Raw genomic sequence first — 15376 nt, forward strand, 5'->3', positions numbered from 1 at the left:
AATATCAGGGCAGGCAGATGCTGCGGACGGACAATTCTATCATAACGTTCAAACCAGGGTCATAATACACTAGAAATTAGCGTTGTTTTCATATAATTATTGGACGGGAGCGGGTAGATTCGGTGTCTGAAATCGATGAGCGTGAACACGAGGTCGAAGTGGGCGGGCGGGCTTGGCAGAAGAATCCTGTAGCGTGAAGCTCCTATTACATACGGCAAATTTCCTTGGGGCAAGACTCACAGTGGCAAATATTGCGTAAATAATCCGGATCATTGAGTATAATGCGTCCTCGTTCAGTTGAAATCACGCCATTATCCTTAAGCTCGTTCAATATACGATTGACGCTTTCCCGGGTAGAGCCGATCATTTCCGCCATCTCCAGATTCGTTATTCGCTTACCAATCATGGACCTGGCGTCCTTTCCTGTTCCATTTGTACCGTACATATTGTGCAGCCGCAGCAATAGTGAGCACAGGGCACCAGATTTGCCATGCAGCAGCAGATCACGCAATTTGCTTTGTGTCGTGCGCTGCATCAGCGCCATCCAACTCATATATTCCACAGCGAAATCTCCGTTGCTGCGTATGATGGTATCTAGTTTTTCCTGAGGGATGACCCCAATCTCACTATCCTCTAGGGCTTTTGCTTCAAATTGATGGACGGCTCCTCCCAAAGAGTTGGGTTCTCCGAACAAATCGCCGGGAATGTGCAGCGAGAGGGTAGCAGACATGCCCCCCTCAAGCAGCTTGGATACTTTCAAGCTTCCCCTGTTTACAAAATACAATCGATCCGCACGATCGTTTTCCTCGTACAGATAATCACCGGCAAACAGTAGAACAGGTTCGGCCATATCCCGAATTAAGGTAAGATTCGCCGGTGAGAAGACAGAGGAAGTAGCTGCTGGATACAGCCCTCCGTTCCTTAAATTCGACCTTGTACTCCTGCTCTGTTTCATACAATCTACTCCTTTTTGTTAGTTTATTATTTCGCAAGCTGATAATCCTCATTGGTCAATTTGAACGTATCGGTCAGACCTGAGGTAAGGTAGATTTGATGGTCAGTGGTGACGAAAATAGCCTCGGCATCGCCCCGGCTTTCGACGAATCGTCGTCCTTCATCGAGCCCAAGTGAGAAGACGGACGTCGACATGGCATCAGCATCCATGGATGTGTCAGTCACAATCGTGACGCTGAGCAGGTCATTATCGACCGGATACCCGGTAAAGGGGTTTAGAATATGGTGATACAATTTCCCATCTGCTTCGAAAAAGCGTTCATATACGCCTGAAGTCACGATAGTTTTGTTGACGACTTTCAGTGTGCCCAGGTGCTGGCCACGCTTTTCCCCCGGGTCTTGAATACCGATGTTCCAGGGTGAACCATCCGGTTTCGCGCCCATCGCAAGGATATTGCCTCCGAGGTCGATGATGGCTGAGTGGAAGTCCTGCTGCTGTAAGTAATCGGCGATAACATCTGCTGCATACCCTTTGGCGATGGCCCCCAGATCCAGCGACATTCCTTCTCTCTTCAGCAGAATGGCATGCGTTTCCGGATTCAAGACTACATCCTTGTAGTTCATTCGCTGCACAGCGGCCGTCAATTCATCCTCTGCCGGCACGGCAGGATTCTCGCTGCCGATTCCCCAGAGGTCTACAAGCGGACCAATAGTTGGTTCAAAGTGCCCGCCGGAGGCTGCAGCGTAATCAATGGCGGTCTGGATGACCTTGAATGTATCGTCAGATACACTTACTTCCTTTTTCCCAGCGGCTTGGTTCACTCGGTCAATCTCGCTGCCTGCCAGCTGCCGGTTCATTCGCTGATCGATCCTCTCGAGCTGTGCGCCGATTTCTTCGAAATGCTGTGAGGTCATCCGATCATCGTACACACGGACGCTTACAATTGTATCGAATATAAAATAACGTTCGGTTGCCGGTTCAATGGTGGCGGCGGTCTTCTGATCTGCTGTAGATGAACAGCCCATAGGACCAACCAACAGCAGGGCAAGCATGGTGAATAGGCTGATGTAGGAAAGCAGCTTCCTGTGCATGACAGTGCCTCCTCTTTTATTCCTGATACTTTCTTCTACGAGTTCCGATGATCTCAGCGTATCAGACCAGCCCCCTTCTGAATGTGAGAAAAATCATTTCTGGCCCTTGCCGCAGCCCTGATAATGAAGATAAGCAAAGCGAACTGGAGAGATGCTGAATGAAACGTGGAGATATTGGAATAGCGCTCGTACTGATCGTTGCTGTTGCCTGGTTTGGAATTTCCAAATTTGTAGGTGATGACGGAGCGGCACAGGGCACCTATGCCGTAATCGAAGTGAATGGCAAGCATTATGATACCGTGGCGCTTACGGAAGAGTCACGAGATATAGAAATTCGGACAGAGCGGGGATATAACCTCTTGAGAGTCTCACGCGGAGGGATTGAGATGATTGAGTCTGATTGCCCCGATCAGCTCTGCGTGGGGTTTGGTCACATCCATGAGGTGCATGACACCATCGTATGTTTACCCAATCGTGTGTTTGTCGAAGTGATCGGAGAACAAACCGAAGGAAGTGAGCCGGATGCCGTTGTCAACTGATCCTTATGCGCTTCGCAAGCTGGTGGTGATATCCATCTGCGCATCCTTGTCAGTCGTGCTTGGCATTGTGGAAGCTCTGATCCCGTTTGCAGTGACGATTCCCGGCGCAAAGCTGGGCCTGGGCAATATCCTGGTGCTGACCTGTCTGGTTTGTCTCGGAGGCCGAGATGCCCTGTGGCTTATTGTCTTAAAGACCTTGCTGACAGCCTTCATACTGGGAAGCTTCTCGACTTTTCTGTTCAGTATGTTTGGCGCCCTTGCCAGTTATCTGGTCATGTATATCATGCTCAGGCTGGGAGGAACTCAATTCAGTTTAACAGGTGTAAGCATAGCTGGGGGCGTGGCACATAATGTAGGCCAATTGACGGCAGCCTCGCTGGTGCTGGGAACCACGAAGATCTATTATTATCTGCCATTCCTACTGGGGGCGGGTATCGTGACAGGGATTTTTGTCGGATGGGCTGCCAAGCATCTGATCGAGTCCTTAGGGCGTATCGATCCGTTCGGGATGTTTCATACGGAAAGCTAAGGAGGCGTTAGAACATGGGCACAATCGAGAAGTCAGAGCATGCCGTCCTGCTCAAGCATGTATATTATGGACAGGGCTGTACGAGTGTGCTCAAGGATGTCTCCCTGGCAATCCCTCATGGTCAGTGGGTATGTATCGCGGGAAGAAATGGGGCGGGGAAGTCCACGCTGATTCGGCTTCTGAACGGATTGCTTCTCATGACCAGAGGACGCATTCTGATTGATGGAGTGGAACAAAACGGCTGCACGCTGGGTGAGATTCGCCGTCATATCGGCATGGTGTTTGCCAATCCCGACGATCAGTTTGTCGGTCTGACTGTAGAGGATGACATTGCGTTTGGTTTGGAAAATCTATGTCTGAGCCGTGAAGAAATGCAGCAACGGATTCAGATGTATGCGGAGCGATTGGACATTGTTCATCTGCTGCATCGGCACCCGGCAACACTGTCCGGTGGACAGAAGCAGCGGGCAGCGATTGCTGCCGTGCTGGCAATGGAGCCTGCCATCATCGTGCTGGATGAAGCAGCCTCCATGCTCGATGAGATAGCAAAGCGAGAGCTGCTGGATCTGATGCGGGCCATGCATGGCGAAGGCAGGTACACGATCATTTCCGTCACGCATGACGTGGAGGAGATGGCCGAGGCAGACCGGATGATCGTGCTGGATGGCGGGATGATCGCAGCGGACGGCAGTCCCGGGGAACTGCTGTTGCAGGAGGATTTGCTCCAGCGATGCAGGCTGAAGGCCCCGTTTGCCCTCCAGCTATGCCGGGAGCTGAAAGCGCGGGGGATCGATATCGGCGAGCTGGTTAGGGAGAAGGAGGTGCTGGAAGCGTTATGGGCATATCATTCGAAGAGGTATCCTACTGCTACCGGGACCGGGGGATGACCCCCATTCCGGGTCTCGACGGTTTTCATCTGGAGCTGGAGGAAGGCCGAATGATTGCCGTTCTCGGGGCACCGGGTTCGGGCAAGTCGACGTTCCTCCAGCATTTGAATGGATTAATTCGGGCGGATGAGGGAGTGATTCGCATACTGGACTATCGCCTCGATTCAGCTGAGAAGGGCAAAATTCCTGTCAGCCTGCGGCAAAGGATCGGCCTGGTATTTCAATATCCCGAACTGCAGCTGTTTGAAGAGACAGTGGAGAAGGATTTATTGTTCGGGCCGCTTAATTTCGGACGAAGTAAGGCTGAGGCTGCCGAGGCTGTCCGTAGGGCAGCTTCCTTCGTGGGCTTGGATGAGGAGCTGCTAGCGCAGAGTCCCTTCAAGCTCAGCTCGGGTCAGATGCGCAAAGCGGCAGTGGCCGCAGTGTTAGCGGCTGATCCCGATATTCTCGCCTTGGATGAGCCTACGGCTTCTCTCGATCCAGCTAGCCGTGAGGATTTGATGCAGCGGCTGCACGGATTAACGAGGAGCCAAGGCAAGACGGTTCTCATCGTCACCCACCGGCTCGAGGAAGTCGCAGCCTATGCGGATGAGTTCGTTGTGATCAAGGACGGCAGAGTCATATTTCAAGGAACGGCTCGGGAACTGGTGCACCGGCAGGAGGTGCTCGAGCAGGCAGGACTGATGGCTCCATCGTCTATGCGAATGGCGGGCAAGCTGGCAGCCCTGCTTGGAGTACAGCCTGCGGAGATGCCGCCGAATGCAGCGGCGCTGGCAGATTGGTACGCAGGACAGCTTGAATTGTAGGAAGGGCAAAGCTTAAGGTGAAGGGGGAACGAGGATGAAGCGAAAGATCATCTTGGGCCGCTATATGGAAGGTGACTCGTGGATTCACCGTCTGGACCCGCGTGCCAAGACAGCTGCCATGCCGCTGTTTATGGTTGCCGTGTTTCTGGTAGATGGATATGCAGGGGTGCTGGCACTGCTGTTGTTCACGGCGGCGGTGATTTGGGCCACAGGTATCCCGTACCGCTATTACTTCAGAGCCATGAAGCCGCTGATGTTTCTGCTGCTGTTCATCCTGGTATTTCACATCCTGTATGATGCTGGCGGCGGGAAACTGCTGGATGTGGGCGCATTCAAGGTGTATTCCGGCGGATTGGAAAAAGGTATTGTGTCCGCTTCACGAATGGCGCTGTTCATCATGCTGGCGGCAGTCATGACCTTCACGACCCAGCCGGAGCAGCTGGCCCAGGGACTGGGCAGCCTCCTGCGGCCGCTAACCTATGTCGGTGTGCCGACCGATCGTCTGGTGCTGATGCTCGGCATTGCCCTCCGGTTCATTCCGACCATATTCGAGGAAGCCGAGCGGCTGTGGAAGGCACAACAGTCCAGGGGACTGGACTTGTCATCGCAGCCGCTGAAGGAGAAGGCACGGCTGATCATCGCCCTGCTGGTGCCTGTAACGACAGGCGCGTTCCGGCGAGCTATCGGGCTTGCCGATTCCATGGAAGCCAGAGGCTACCGGCTGGGTGCGCCGCGGAGCAGGTATCGGATCAATGTATGGAAGCGGGCGGATACGCTGTTTATTGCGTTGTTCCTGCTGCCTGTGGCCGTGGCCGCGCTTCTGTAATTTATGGCTTGAAGGAAAGGTTATTCAGAACCAGGTGGATGAATTGCTACAGCTTGTTGGCTCTGATGCGTTTCTAATGTTTTTTACATTTCCCTGCACCATTCCAGCAGACGGTTCTGCAAAAAGCACTGCTCCGAACAGGAGCAGTGCTATTTTTGTTATCCGTATTCATGCATTGGCGTTGGCGTTTACCCTGATAGGCCGGGTCCACGGACCGGCAAATTTCCTTCATGCTAAGGCCCTGCTGCCTTCCGTCCATGTACAACAGACTAGGCAGAACTGGGGTACGTGCATGGCGTAAGCGAGCCATCATTCTCTTAAGGATAGTAGCAATTGCGGTTGCTGCCGTGGCCCACATCGCCGTAACCACAATAGCATGGGATAATGATGGGGTAATCGGCGTGTAGAATCGCTGAATTGTATTCTCTTACATTGAACATATCAGAAGAGAATTACCTTCATTCAACACGTAGTCGCCTTTTCGTCAGCCGGCTCCAAAATCCTCTGCATACAGGATGTAGCCGCCATATGAACCGCTTGTCACTTGCATGCTATCCCGTATTTGAATGTTTGCAGGATAAGAGCCATCACCTGTTTCACACGCTCTCTTTCTTTAGAGCCAATAAATAGTGGAAGGAAGGGGGAAATTTGAGCGCGGCCCCCCACGAGGATCGTGAATATCCACGAAAATTAAAGTTACACCAGCAGGAATAACACTTTAAAGCCCAGGTCGCAGGGGGCCTTTAAGCCGGGTTAATCTCTCTTTATGTCAAACAGGGATGCATCCGCGCTGGATGCATCCCTGTTCATATTTATTCTATGGATTATTGATCGGTTTAGGGCAGAAAATATTGGAGCAAGGCCTGTAAATCTTCCTGGGCCGGGTGGTCGGCGAACTCGCCGATCATAAGCTGTGCTTGCTGCGCATAAGAGTGTGCAAGCTGTTCGCTCTGCTCGATTGCTCTGCTTAAGGTAATACCGATGATCACATCATCCATGTCAGCCTCCGCGGAGTGGGGGCCGAGCTGTCTGATCTGTGGTGCAAGGGCAGGATCGTTCAGAGCATAGATTACGGGCAGGGTAATGTTTCCGTTTCGCAGATCGGCGCCTGCCGGCTTGCCAATCGCTTCCTTGGACTTCGTAAAATCGAGCAGGTCATCCCGGATTTGAAACGCCATGCCGATGGCTTCCCCGATTTGGAAGAGTCGTTCAGCAATAAGGGAATCCGCTTGCGCTGCTTCTGCGCCTGCTTTCAGGCAATGGGCCATTAGCAGCGCTGTTTTGCAGCGTGTCTTCTCCAAATATTGTTCCATTGTCAGATCATAGTTGAAGCGATGATGCAGCTGATCGTATTCACCCATGCAAAGCTCGGTTACCAGTGCTGCAAGCTCGGCTAACCGGTAGGCTTCTTCTTCAGAAACATTTTCGCTGCTCCCGTCCGGTTCACCATTTGATTGAGCGGCCCATTCAATGGCGCGGGCAATCATATAGTTGCCGATCTGAACAGCTGTCTGGATGTCAGTGGTCTCATGCAGGGTTGGCCTGCCGCGCCGCATATCGGATTGATCGATGATGTCATCATGTACAAGCGAGGCCATGTGAAGATACTCAAGCAGTACAGCGGTTTTCATCACGGCCGAATCGTGGCCGTTATCTCCGAAACGGCTGCCGATCACCACCATGAGCGGCCGCAGCCGCTTGCCACCAGCGTTAATAAGATCTATGACGCTGCTTAGCACAACGGAAGGGGGAGTGAGGTCACGATCCGACGTGACCACCTCCTGGAGCAAGCGGTCGAAGGAAGCAAGATCCATTCCTATCCGGTTATGAATATTCATCTCTATCATCGCTCCTTTACCCTAAGGTAAACTCCTTATGCGCTCCGTTGCTCGAGATAGCTGCGCACCTCGCGCTTCAGCTCTTTCAGCAGGATTTCGGGTGGTACCTTTTTCAGCAGGTTCAGCTGCATGCGCTTGTGAAATGGGAGAAGCCGGGACAGCAGCTTCCACTCCTTTCGCTTGACGGCAATCCGGTACATGAGGCCGGTCAAATAATCGCCATCAAGCAGCATGCGTGTCAGTCTCTCGTTGTCTTGCACTTGCAGCTTACCGTGCCGATCTAATGCGGTATGAATGAGCATGCAGCATGCCAGCACCGTCATTTTACGGGAATAAGCGAGTTCATAAGCATTAAGCATGTCGGCGATGTCTCTCACAGGCCGATTATCCATCTCCATCCAATCGATATCCGTTCCGGAATCGATATGCGACCGAAGCAGGTCGATCGTATCTTGTAACAGCTTCATATCCATCTTAATTGACTCCTTCCGGAAGGCTCGTGTTGATTAGAGTGTACATGCAGGCGTAAACAGCTTATGCTGCGAACCGATAAGGATAAAAGGATAAGCAATACTTACATTGAATAGTGGACGTTTAGTCCGTGTATACGTACCATCGCTTGACGAGCGGTATTCGTTTCCATACCTTCTTCAGCCAAGGATACACGTAATAGTCGAGCCCGAATGTGCTGCCGGATCCGCCGATTAAAGCAATGCCTGCGGCCAGATACCATAGCATTTCGTTAGGCGCCATTCCGGATACCCAGACCATGGCACCCATGGCAACGCTGACTACAGCAGCAGGTGCAGTGAACAATCCGATGATGAGCAGAATGCCGACAACTAGCTCGGCCAGTACCATCGAGGTCTGAAATACGTAAGCGAGCGAAGTATAGCCGCCGTCGCCAGTGTAGAACATCAGGTTCATGGACCAATCGACGATCGATTTCATGAAATCCGGCACCGGCAGAGCAGTGACCGCTTCCTGGGTGTAAGTCGATGCAGCAGATACCACATCAGCTGCCCCGGCACCTGCAGCATCACCGGCAGCAGAAGCTGCGCTTACGCCATCAACGGCCTTGGCAGGAATCAGGAAGACCTTATCCGGATCGTTTATTATTTTATGAAGCTTGTCCCATCCTTGGGAGAACCACATCCATCCCGCGAAAATACGTAGCGGTACGAGCCAGAAATTCGGTGACCGTTTGGCAAAATGTCCGCCCACGAAGCTCCGGTTGTGCCGGACGTGGAAGAACTCATGCAGCAGGTAATGGTACACTTTATTGAAGCCGCATACCTGGAACAGATAGAGCATATTGATCATATGCTTGACGAGCATGGCGGGGAAGCCGCTAAGCTTGAACATATGGTTCGGTACGCCGACATTGGCAACTCCGTAGCGGCTGCCGATACAAACCATGGTGCCGTGGAAGGTCGGTTTATAGGATTTCATCGGTTTGTTTGATAGTTCAGCTACGATGTTATGCGCAATGACTGGAGCCGCAAGTTCGGCATTTTCCACCATTTGAGGAACGGGTGCAGCCGCGCCTTCAGGAATGTAGAAAATATTGTCCCCTACAACATATACGTTCGGATGAGCAGGGATTTGCAGCTTGTCGTTAGTCAGAATCCGTTTGCGCCCTTTTTGCTCGACATCCATGCTGCCTACAACGTCAGAACCTTCAACACCTGCAGTCCAGATGACAGTTCTGGATTTGATGTCGCTGCCGCCGACAGTAACGCCGTCCGGTTTCACTTCGGTAATCTTGGAGCCTGTAATAATATTGACGTTCAATTTGCGCAGCCGCTTCTCAGCTTTGCGTATTAATGGTTCGGGCAAAATCGGCAGGATCTTGTCAACCATATCGGCTACGTGAAGGGTAACTTCACTCGGATCTACATGGAACTCCTTGCATAATTGCTGAGTGAATTCTGCCAGCTCACCGATCATCTCCACACCGGTGAATCCGCCGCCGACCACAACAAAGGTCAGCATTTCCTTGCGGACTTGCGGATCACGCTGGAGGACCGCTTTACGGAACATGTTCAAGGTGTGTTCCTTCAGGCGTACCGCATCTTCATAGGACCATAGAGTAAAGGCGTTCTTATCGGCACCCGGAATACCGAAGAAGGTCGGCTTGCTGCCGGTTCCGATGACCAGATAGTCATAATGATAGGTTTGTTTGTCACCGCTAAGCGTTTGACCTTCGAAGTCAATGCCGCCGATTTCATCCAGCACCACATCTACGTTGCGGAACCCAGAGAATACTTTCTTCAGGTCAATTTTGATGGAATCTTCCTCGACCCGGTTAGCAGCCACTTCATGCAGTTCAGTCAGCAGGGTATGATACGGCTTGCGGTCAATGAGTGTTATCCGCAAATCCTTCTGTTTGCGCAGTCGTTTAGCCAGCTTCTTGGCGGTAAGAATACCGCCATATCCGCCGCCCAGCACGATAATCTGTTTCATGCGAATCTCCCCTCAAGGATAGTTGTCTTATATGGATCGCTGGTGCTTATTTCGCGCCTTCAAGTGCTTTTGCTGCCAATTCTACAAATCCGCTGACATGGATGGACACACCGGAAATCGCATCGGTTTTTCCATCTTCACTTGTGACGATGGCTTGCGGATCTTGTTTTTCAATCAGATACTGTTCAGCTTGATGTGCCTGCTCATGCCATTCGGATTGAGCTCCGCCGTTCTTCATGCCGTATTCGCCAGATTTGGAACGGGTAACCTTGTCAGTACCGCCGTCTTTATGAATGCCGTTCCAGCTTACAGCAACGATTTTGCCGTTGATAACGGTAATGTCGACAGTTTCTTTCCAGCCCGAGTTAGCGTCGAAGTCAGCTGCTTCCGCGTGATAGTTGCCATCTTTGTATGCTCCTGCTTCAACGGGACCTGCTGCCAGCGCTTTGGCTGCAAGCTCTGCAAATCCGCTGACATGGATGGATACGCCCGACACGGCATCCGTGTAACCTTCGCCATTCACATTCAAGCCGTCAATGGATTGCTGAACTACGAGATACTCCTCCATTTTGGCTGCCTGCTCATGCCATTCCGCTTGAGCGCCGCCTTTTTCCTTCATGCCGTAAAGACCTTTTTCGGAAGCTGTCTTTTTGTCCAGGCCGCCGTCTTTATGAAGACCATCCCAGTTAGCGCTGACGATTTTGCCGCCTTCAACTTTAAAGGCTACGAGTTCCTTCCAGCCGGAGTCTTCTGCATACTCGCCTTCGGCGTAGTATAAACCGTCTTGAAGATTTGTACCTTCTTGTGACGGTTGTGTCGCATTTCCTGTGTTATCTGTGTTTTGGCTCTCTGTTTGCTTGTCTGTATTAACCGGTTCCTTGTCGCCGTTGCCCCCGCAACCTGCCAGCAGTGCAAATATTAGCATGACGGAAAGAGATAGAGAGAGTGTCCTTTTCATTCTGTTTTCCTCCTATTGATTTGTGAATTAGTTCACAAATATGTTCTTGAGTTCATTGTAGTCTTTAATTGGTTTGTTATCGGTGAAAAAAATCACATCTGGCCTCAATGCAATCAAGCTCAGAAGAGTTATGCTATTGCCTTATGAACAGGTCATGAGGTTAGATGATGCCTCGAATGTCATCCAGGGAATGAATGCCTTCGGTTTCCATTAATTGAATCAGTTCTTTAGCAAGGGTATTGCCGGCCCGCAGATTGATGAAGTTATAGGTTCCGATCTGTACGGCTGTGGCACCTGCCATGATGAATTCGAGGATGTCTTCAGCGCTGCTGATCCCGCCGATTCCAACGACCGGGATGGAAACAGACCTTGCTACCTGATGAACCATTCGCAGCGCGATTGGCTTGATGGCTGGTCCGGATAGGCCTGCATAGGCTCTGTCAAATACGCTTCGCCGCTGCCGGATATCAATGGCCATTGCTTGAATCGTATTGATTAGTGAGAGACCATCCGCGCCTTCGGCTTCACACATTTTTGCCATCTCCCTCAGGTCCTTCGCCCCGGGAGAGAGCTTGACGAGCAGAGGCAGAGATGTCGCTTTACGGACTGCACGGACCACTTCCTGGGCCTGCTCATTCTCAATGCCGAAGGCAAGTCCGCCTTCCTTGACGTTGGGACAGGAGATGTTGAGCTCGATCATGTCGACCGCTCGTTTTCCTGATGCACTTAATGCAAGACTGGCCTCGGTAAGGAGCTCGGCTCCTTCTATGTATTCTCGTATCGTGCCGCCGCCAAGATTGACAATGACCGCGGTTTCGTGCGAGGCCATCTCGGGTAATTCTTGTTCCAGAAAAGCCCGTATGCCTGGATTTTCAAGACCCACGCTGTTCATGATACCTGATGGTGTTTCGTAGAGCCGTGTACCAGCATTGCCGGGCCGGGGACTCAGGGTCAATCCTTTGGATACAATGCCTCCGAGCTTGTGCAGTGGATACAGGTCTGCATAGGGTTTTCCAAATCCGAATGTGCCCGAAGCAGCCAAAATTGGATTTGATAACGGTACGCCTGCCAGTTCACAATCGATGGAGATCATTCCAGTTCACCTCCCTCGCCGGAAATACGGGGCCATCGATGCATACTTTGCGGTTTGTACCTGCGATCGTTAACGTGCAGCTGTTGCATGCCCCGATGCCGCAGCCCATCCGTTTCTCGATGGATACATAGAGTTTGGCACAGGATCCCTCGGCTTTTTGAGCAAGGCTCCGCATCATAGCGACAGGCCCGCAAGCATATATCGTGTCATAACGGCTCGGGTCTATAGCATCTACGATGGTTCCGCCGGATTTGATAGTCACATCATGGCTCGCTTCGTTGAAGCCATCGACTCCGAATGGCAAGCCGGAATATCCCAGAAATACGCTGGCTCCTGAGATTCCCCTGGCTGCCAGCAGCATCGGGGCTATCCCTATGCCGCCTCCAACCAGTGCCGTCCGGCCTTGAGGGTCAGGGAACCCTTGTCCGAAAGGGCCTTCCAGTTGAATCCGGTCACCTGCTTGGAGAGCCGACAACAGCTTAGTACCTGTTCCCTGTACGCGATATAAGAAGGATATGGAATCGGCTGTCAGATCATGAACGCTGATAGGCCTTGACAGCACAGGATAGGTATCCCAGCAGCGAAGCATGAAGAACTGTCCCATTCGTGCCGGATAGCTGCCTTGTACGGTAAGTCGATAAATACCGGGGGCCAGCTTAACATTGTGAATAACTAGGGCCAAATTCTTGGTCCTCCTCCCTTGGCGTACTTGTTCCGCCCGTTATGTTCCTTGCTACAGTATCACAGACCAATCGCGCTACCTGTGACATTTCTCATATTCGCAAATTGGCGAATCTTGATACCTTTTGGGTAATCACACAGGAGAAGAAAGGATGGGGATCCTACATGAAAACGCTCGTGATCGCCGTACATCCGGGTCTGCAAGAAGGCTCACGGATCAACCGCAAATTGACAGAGACAGTGAGGCATAGGGATGGAGTGACGGTGCATGACCTCTATCAGCAGTATTCCGATGGACAGATCGATGTGGGGGCCGAACAGCAATTGCTGCTGGAGCATGATCGCATCGTATTCCAATTCCCTTTCTGGTGGTACAGCTCCCCGCCGCTTCTAAAGCATTGGTTCGACGAAGTACTGACCTTCGGGTGGGCATATGGCCCGGGAGGCGACAAGCTTCACGGACAAGAATGGGGCATTGCGGTTACAACAGGTGGAACGGTAGAAGCTTACGGAAGTGAAGGGTACAACCGTTATACAGTGGAAGAGCTGACACGACCGTTTGAAGTAACGGCCAGCCTGGTGGGTGCGAAGTACTTGCCTGTATTTGCGGTTCATAATGCCATGCAGCTGACCGATGAAGAGCTGCAGCGTCATGCCGCGGATTTTGCGATCTATGTTGTGGATACTGTGGAATCGAGATAAGATTCAAAGCTAAAATTAATATAACTGATCTATGGCCTGGCGGCAGAAGCTGCTGGGCTATTTGGCGTGCTGATTTATTTCCGGGGTGATAGGACAGTAGGGAAGGGTTACTCATGAGCTGCTTCCTAAATAAAAATGATAGGAAAACACACGTTGCAATGTAGAGATGGTTATTTTATACTCATACATAGATTTACGATACATAGTATATCTAGGTATTGGAGTGATAGAGGAATGAGTATTAACAAAGAGCTGTTGAAAGGCAGCACCGTTATTTTGCTGCTTACCGTGTTGAATAAGCGTGAAATGTACGGGTACGAGCTGATCAAGGAGATCGAGCAAAGCTCGGACGGGGTATTCCTGATGAAGGAAGGCACGTTATATCCGATCCTGCATACGCTCGAAGCGGAAGGTTGGCTGGAATCTTCCTGGAGCCAGCATGATGGACGTAAACGCAAATATTACCGGATTACCGAGCGCGGCAGGGAGCAGCTCCGTGAAAAGACCAAGGAGTGGGTCCGGTTCCGTACAGCTGTGGATACCGTCATTGGGGAGGGAAGTTAGGATGCGACCGGTTGAAGAATACAAGGTTGTACAAGACTTTCTGAGCCGCGTGTGCAAGCAAGTGCGAGCCAGAACCATGCATCCGGAGATTCGCGAAGAGCTGCTTGGCCATATTGAAGAGCGGACAGAGCTTCTAATGCTCGAGGGCAATGCCGAGGAGCCAGCGGTACAGGAAGCGGTGAAACAGATGGGGGCTCCCGAGGAGATCGGGAAAAGCTTGCATTTGGCCCATCGACCTCAGTTAGATTGGAAGCTGCTCGTTTTGCTGGTCTTAATGACGATGATTGGGTTGTTCGGGGCACTGAGTATCGATAATGCGGGAACAGAAATATTGTCGGACTTTTTCATAAGAAAGTTAGTTTTCTTCTGCATAGGCTTGATCTTCCTCATTGTCCTCTATTTCCTGGATTACAGAAAGCTCAAGAAATACTCCGGTATTCTGTTTTTTATCACGCTATGCCTCATGGCGATGACGGAGTTTTATGGGACCAATACTAACGGGGCCAACCTCTATCTTTATTTTGGACCTATTGTGATTCCCATGCTGGGAACGGTTTCCGTCTTCCTTCTCCTATTGGCAGGGGCAGGTATGAAGCCTGCAAGCCAGTGGGGTCCTTGGGAGGGCGTGCTGCAAATTCTGTATCGGGGCATTCTGCCTGTTTTTTTGTACGGTTGGAGTGACTCGATGGTGTATTTATTTGTTTACGTGCTTGGGTTCCTGATGTTGACCTGGACTTCGAAGAAGAATGTCAAGCAATTTGCTGTCTTGACGGTATTTTCGTTAGCAGGATTAGCCTATATTCTATTTACAAAAAGACTTTATCTCATGTGGAGACTGGAGGGACTCACAGACCTTGAGGGGAACGGCGGTTATCACATGCGGGTCATTGCAGATGCCGTTTCTTCTGCTGGCTGGTTCGGTCAAGGGTTTGCCGCACCTAATCCGGGAATTCCGTTCGTTTACAGCGACTCCATATACCCCTATTTGATTTATTGCTTCGGCTGGTTGTTTGGCATTGCGGTCGGGATGGTTGTTCTGTTGTTCCTCGCCAGAATGTGGAGCATATCGAGTGTACTCCACGACTCCTATGGGAAAAATATAGTGACCTGTATTATCGTTGTTTTGGGCCTGCGTCTGCTTATTCCGATCATTATGGGATTGGGTGTGGTACCCCCAGTGAGCCTAGATTTTCCTTTTATTTCATATGGCGGAACCAATCAAATCCTGGACATGGCAGCTGTCGGCCTGCTCCTCTCCATCTATCGACGCAAAAATATGATTCCAAGCGGCATGGGGGAAGCAGCTCCAATGAAGGCAGCCTAGCGTCTGTTTATTACCGCTATCGAGATGTTAAAGCTTTTACCACAGCCATCAAGCAGGATGTAACGTTATATAAAGATGCCTCTGAAGAAACCGTTCTCTTGAAAGAAACGGTTTCTT

General features: G+C 51.2%; 16 protein-coding genes. 8 read left to right on the forward strand and 8 right to left on the reverse strand.

The features are described from left to right. Positions 1–205: 205 nt before the first annotated feature. Entirely contained in the window at positions 206–955 is a 750-nt protein-coding gene (locus tag ABEQ74_RS23740) for a Crp/Fnr family transcriptional regulator (protein WP_430124658.1), read from the reverse strand. 26 nt (positions 956–981) lie between these two features. Beyond that, on the reverse strand, positions 982–2046 hold the full coding sequence (locus tag ABEQ74_RS23745; protein WP_430124659.1) for an FAD:protein FMN transferase: 1065 nt from the start codon (positions 2044–2046) through the stop codon (positions 982–984). A 158-nt stretch (positions 2047–2204) separates the two neighbouring features. Between ABEQ74_RS23745 and ABEQ74_RS23750 the strand changes: the two genes are divergently transcribed. Genes ABEQ74_RS23750 through ABEQ74_RS23770 form a run of 5 tightly spaced genes read left to right on the forward strand, consistent with a single transcriptional unit; the run spans position 2205 to position 5633 of the window. Then, positions 2205–2585, forward strand: a complete 381-nt coding sequence (locus ABEQ74_RS23750; protein WP_430124661.1) for a NusG domain II-containing protein — start codon at positions 2205–2207, stop codon at positions 2583–2585. After that, entirely contained in the window at positions 2569–3114 is a 546-nt protein-coding gene (locus ABEQ74_RS23755; RefSeq protein WP_430124662.1) for a Gx transporter family protein, read from the forward strand. The genes ABEQ74_RS23750 and ABEQ74_RS23755 overlap by 17 nt, the downstream gene beginning before the upstream one ends. Before the next feature lie 14 nt (positions 3115–3128). Further along, positions 3129–4001, forward strand: coding sequence for an ATP-binding cassette domain-containing protein (locus ABEQ74_RS23760; RefSeq protein ID WP_430124663.1), 873 nt, complete (start codon positions 3129–3131; stop codon positions 3999–4001). Further along, a complete protein-coding gene (locus ABEQ74_RS23765; RefSeq protein ID WP_430124664.1) occupies positions 3950–4807 on the forward strand; it encodes an ATP-binding cassette domain-containing protein in 858 nt (285 codons plus the stop codon). Before ABEQ74_RS23760 ends, ABEQ74_RS23765 begins: the two co-directional genes overlap by 52 nt. A gap of 34 nt (positions 4808–4841) precedes the next feature. Continuing rightward, on the forward strand, positions 4842–5633 hold the full coding sequence (locus tag ABEQ74_RS23770) for an energy-coupling factor transporter transmembrane component T family protein (protein WP_430124665.1): 792 nt from the start codon (positions 4842–4844) through the stop codon (positions 5631–5633). Between the two features lie 836 nt (positions 5634–6469). Here ABEQ74_RS23770 and ABEQ74_RS23775 read toward each other — a convergent pair. The 6 genes from ABEQ74_RS23775 to ABEQ74_RS23800 all read right to left on the reverse strand — a co-directional run bounded on the left by ABEQ74_RS23775 (position 6470) and on the right by ABEQ74_RS23800 (position 12670). Next, positions 6470–7471 (reverse strand): polyprenyl synthetase family protein, encoded by a 1002-nt coding sequence (locus ABEQ74_RS23775; protein WP_430124667.1) that lies wholly within the window; start codon positions 7469–7471, stop codon positions 6470–6472. Between the two features lie 35 nt (positions 7472–7506). Beyond that, on the reverse strand, positions 7507–7944 hold the full coding sequence (locus tag ABEQ74_RS23780; protein ID WP_430124668.1) for a hypothetical protein: 438 nt from the start codon (positions 7942–7944) through the stop codon (positions 7507–7509). Positions 7945–8065: 121 nt separating this feature from the next. Continuing rightward, on the reverse strand, positions 8066–9937 hold the full coding sequence (locus ABEQ74_RS23785) for an FAD-dependent oxidoreductase (protein WP_430124669.1): 1872 nt from the start codon (positions 9935–9937) through the stop codon (positions 8066–8068). A 46-nt stretch (positions 9938–9983) separates the two neighbouring features. Continuing rightward, a complete protein-coding gene (locus ABEQ74_RS23790) occupies positions 9984–10895 on the reverse strand; it encodes an FMN-binding protein (protein ID WP_430124670.1) in 912 nt (303 codons plus the stop codon). Positions 10896–11055: 160 nt separating this feature from the next. Continuing rightward, the gene (locus tag ABEQ74_RS23795; protein WP_430124671.1) at positions 11056–11988 is read right to left on the reverse strand and encodes a dihydroorotate dehydrogenase; all 933 of its coding nucleotides are present in this window, start codon (positions 11986–11988) and stop codon (positions 11056–11058) included. Further along, positions 11969–12670 (reverse strand): dihydroorotate dehydrogenase electron transfer subunit, encoded by a 702-nt coding sequence (locus ABEQ74_RS23800; RefSeq protein ID WP_430124672.1) that lies wholly within the window; start codon positions 12668–12670, stop codon positions 11969–11971. The genes ABEQ74_RS23795 and ABEQ74_RS23800 overlap by 20 nt, the downstream gene beginning before the upstream one ends. Positions 12671–12834: 164 nt before the next feature. Between ABEQ74_RS23800 and ABEQ74_RS23805 the strand changes: the two genes are divergently transcribed. The 3 genes from ABEQ74_RS23805 (at position 12835) to ABEQ74_RS23815 (ending at position 15259) form a co-directional block, all read left to right on the forward strand. Then, positions 12835–13371: an NAD(P)H-dependent oxidoreductase gene (locus tag ABEQ74_RS23805; RefSeq protein ID WP_430124673.1), complete on the forward strand. Its 537-nt coding sequence runs from the start codon at positions 12835–12837 to the stop codon at positions 13369–13371. Between the two features lie 234 nt (positions 13372–13605). Further along, positions 13606–13935, forward strand: coding sequence for a PadR family transcriptional regulator (locus ABEQ74_RS23810; protein ID WP_430124674.1), 330 nt, complete (start codon positions 13606–13608; stop codon positions 13933–13935). Between the two features lies 1 nt (position 13936). Continuing rightward, a complete protein-coding gene (locus tag ABEQ74_RS23815; protein ID WP_430124675.1) occupies positions 13937–15259 on the forward strand; it encodes an FtsW/RodA/SpoVE family cell cycle protein in 1323 nt (440 codons plus the stop codon). The last annotated feature ends 117 nt before the right edge of the window (positions 15260–15376 follow it).

It is taken from the genome of Paenibacillus solani, assembly GCF_050475945.1.
Taxonomy (GTDB): Bacteria; Bacillota; Bacilli; order Paenibacillales; family Paenibacillaceae; genus Paenibacillus_AQ; species Paenibacillus_AQ solani_A.

Excerpts from the sequence above, each read along its gene's own strand:
- ABEQ74_RS23740 (WP_430124658.1), bottom strand. The coding sequence starts at position 955 with ATGAAACAGAGCAGGAGTACAAGGTCGAATTTAAGGAACGGAGGGCTG.
- ABEQ74_RS23745 (WP_430124659.1), bottom strand. The coding sequence starts at position 2,046 with ATGCACAGGAAGCTGCTTTCCTACATCAGCCTATTCACCATGCTTGCC.
- ABEQ74_RS23750 (WP_430124661.1), top strand. The coding sequence starts at position 2,205 with ATGAAACGTGGAGATATTGGAATAGCGCTCGTACTGATCGTTGCTGTT.
- ABEQ74_RS23755 (WP_430124662.1), top strand. The coding sequence starts at position 2,569 with ATGCCGTTGTCAACTGATCCTTATGCGCTTCGCAAGCTGGTGGTGATA.
- ABEQ74_RS23760 (WP_430124663.1), top strand. The coding sequence starts at position 3,129 with ATGGGCACAATCGAGAAGTCAGAGCATGCCGTCCTGCTCAAGCATGTA.
- ABEQ74_RS23765 (WP_430124664.1), top strand. The coding sequence starts at position 3,950 with ATGGGCATATCATTCGAAGAGGTATCCTACTGCTACCGGGACCGGGGG.
- ABEQ74_RS23770 (WP_430124665.1), top strand. The coding sequence starts at position 4,842 with ATGAAGCGAAAGATCATCTTGGGCCGCTATATGGAAGGTGACTCGTGG.
- ABEQ74_RS23775 (WP_430124667.1), bottom strand. The coding sequence starts at position 7,471 with ATGAATATTCATAACCGGATAGGAATGGATCTTGCTTCCTTCGACCGC.
- ABEQ74_RS23780 (WP_430124668.1), bottom strand. The coding sequence starts at position 7,944 with ATGGATATGAAGCTGTTACAAGATACGATCGACCTGCTTCGGTCGCAT.
- ABEQ74_RS23785 (WP_430124669.1), bottom strand. The coding sequence starts at position 9,937 with ATGAAACAGATTATCGTGCTGGGCGGCGGATATGGCGGTATTCTTACC.
- ABEQ74_RS23790 (WP_430124670.1), bottom strand. The coding sequence starts at position 10,895 with ATGAAAAGGACACTCTCTCTATCTCTTTCCGTCATGCTAATATTTGCA.
- ABEQ74_RS23795 (WP_430124671.1), bottom strand. The coding sequence starts at position 11,988 with ATGATCTCCATCGATTGTGAACTGGCAGGCGTACCGTTATCAAATCCA.
- ABEQ74_RS23805 (WP_430124673.1), top strand. The coding sequence starts at position 12,835 with ATGAAAACGCTCGTGATCGCCGTACATCCGGGTCTGCAAGAAGGCTCA.
- ABEQ74_RS23810 (WP_430124674.1), top strand. The coding sequence starts at position 13,606 with ATGAGTATTAACAAAGAGCTGTTGAAAGGCAGCACCGTTATTTTGCTG.
- ABEQ74_RS23815 (WP_430124675.1), top strand. The coding sequence starts at position 13,937 with ATGCGACCGGTTGAAGAATACAAGGTTGTACAAGACTTTCTGAGCCGC.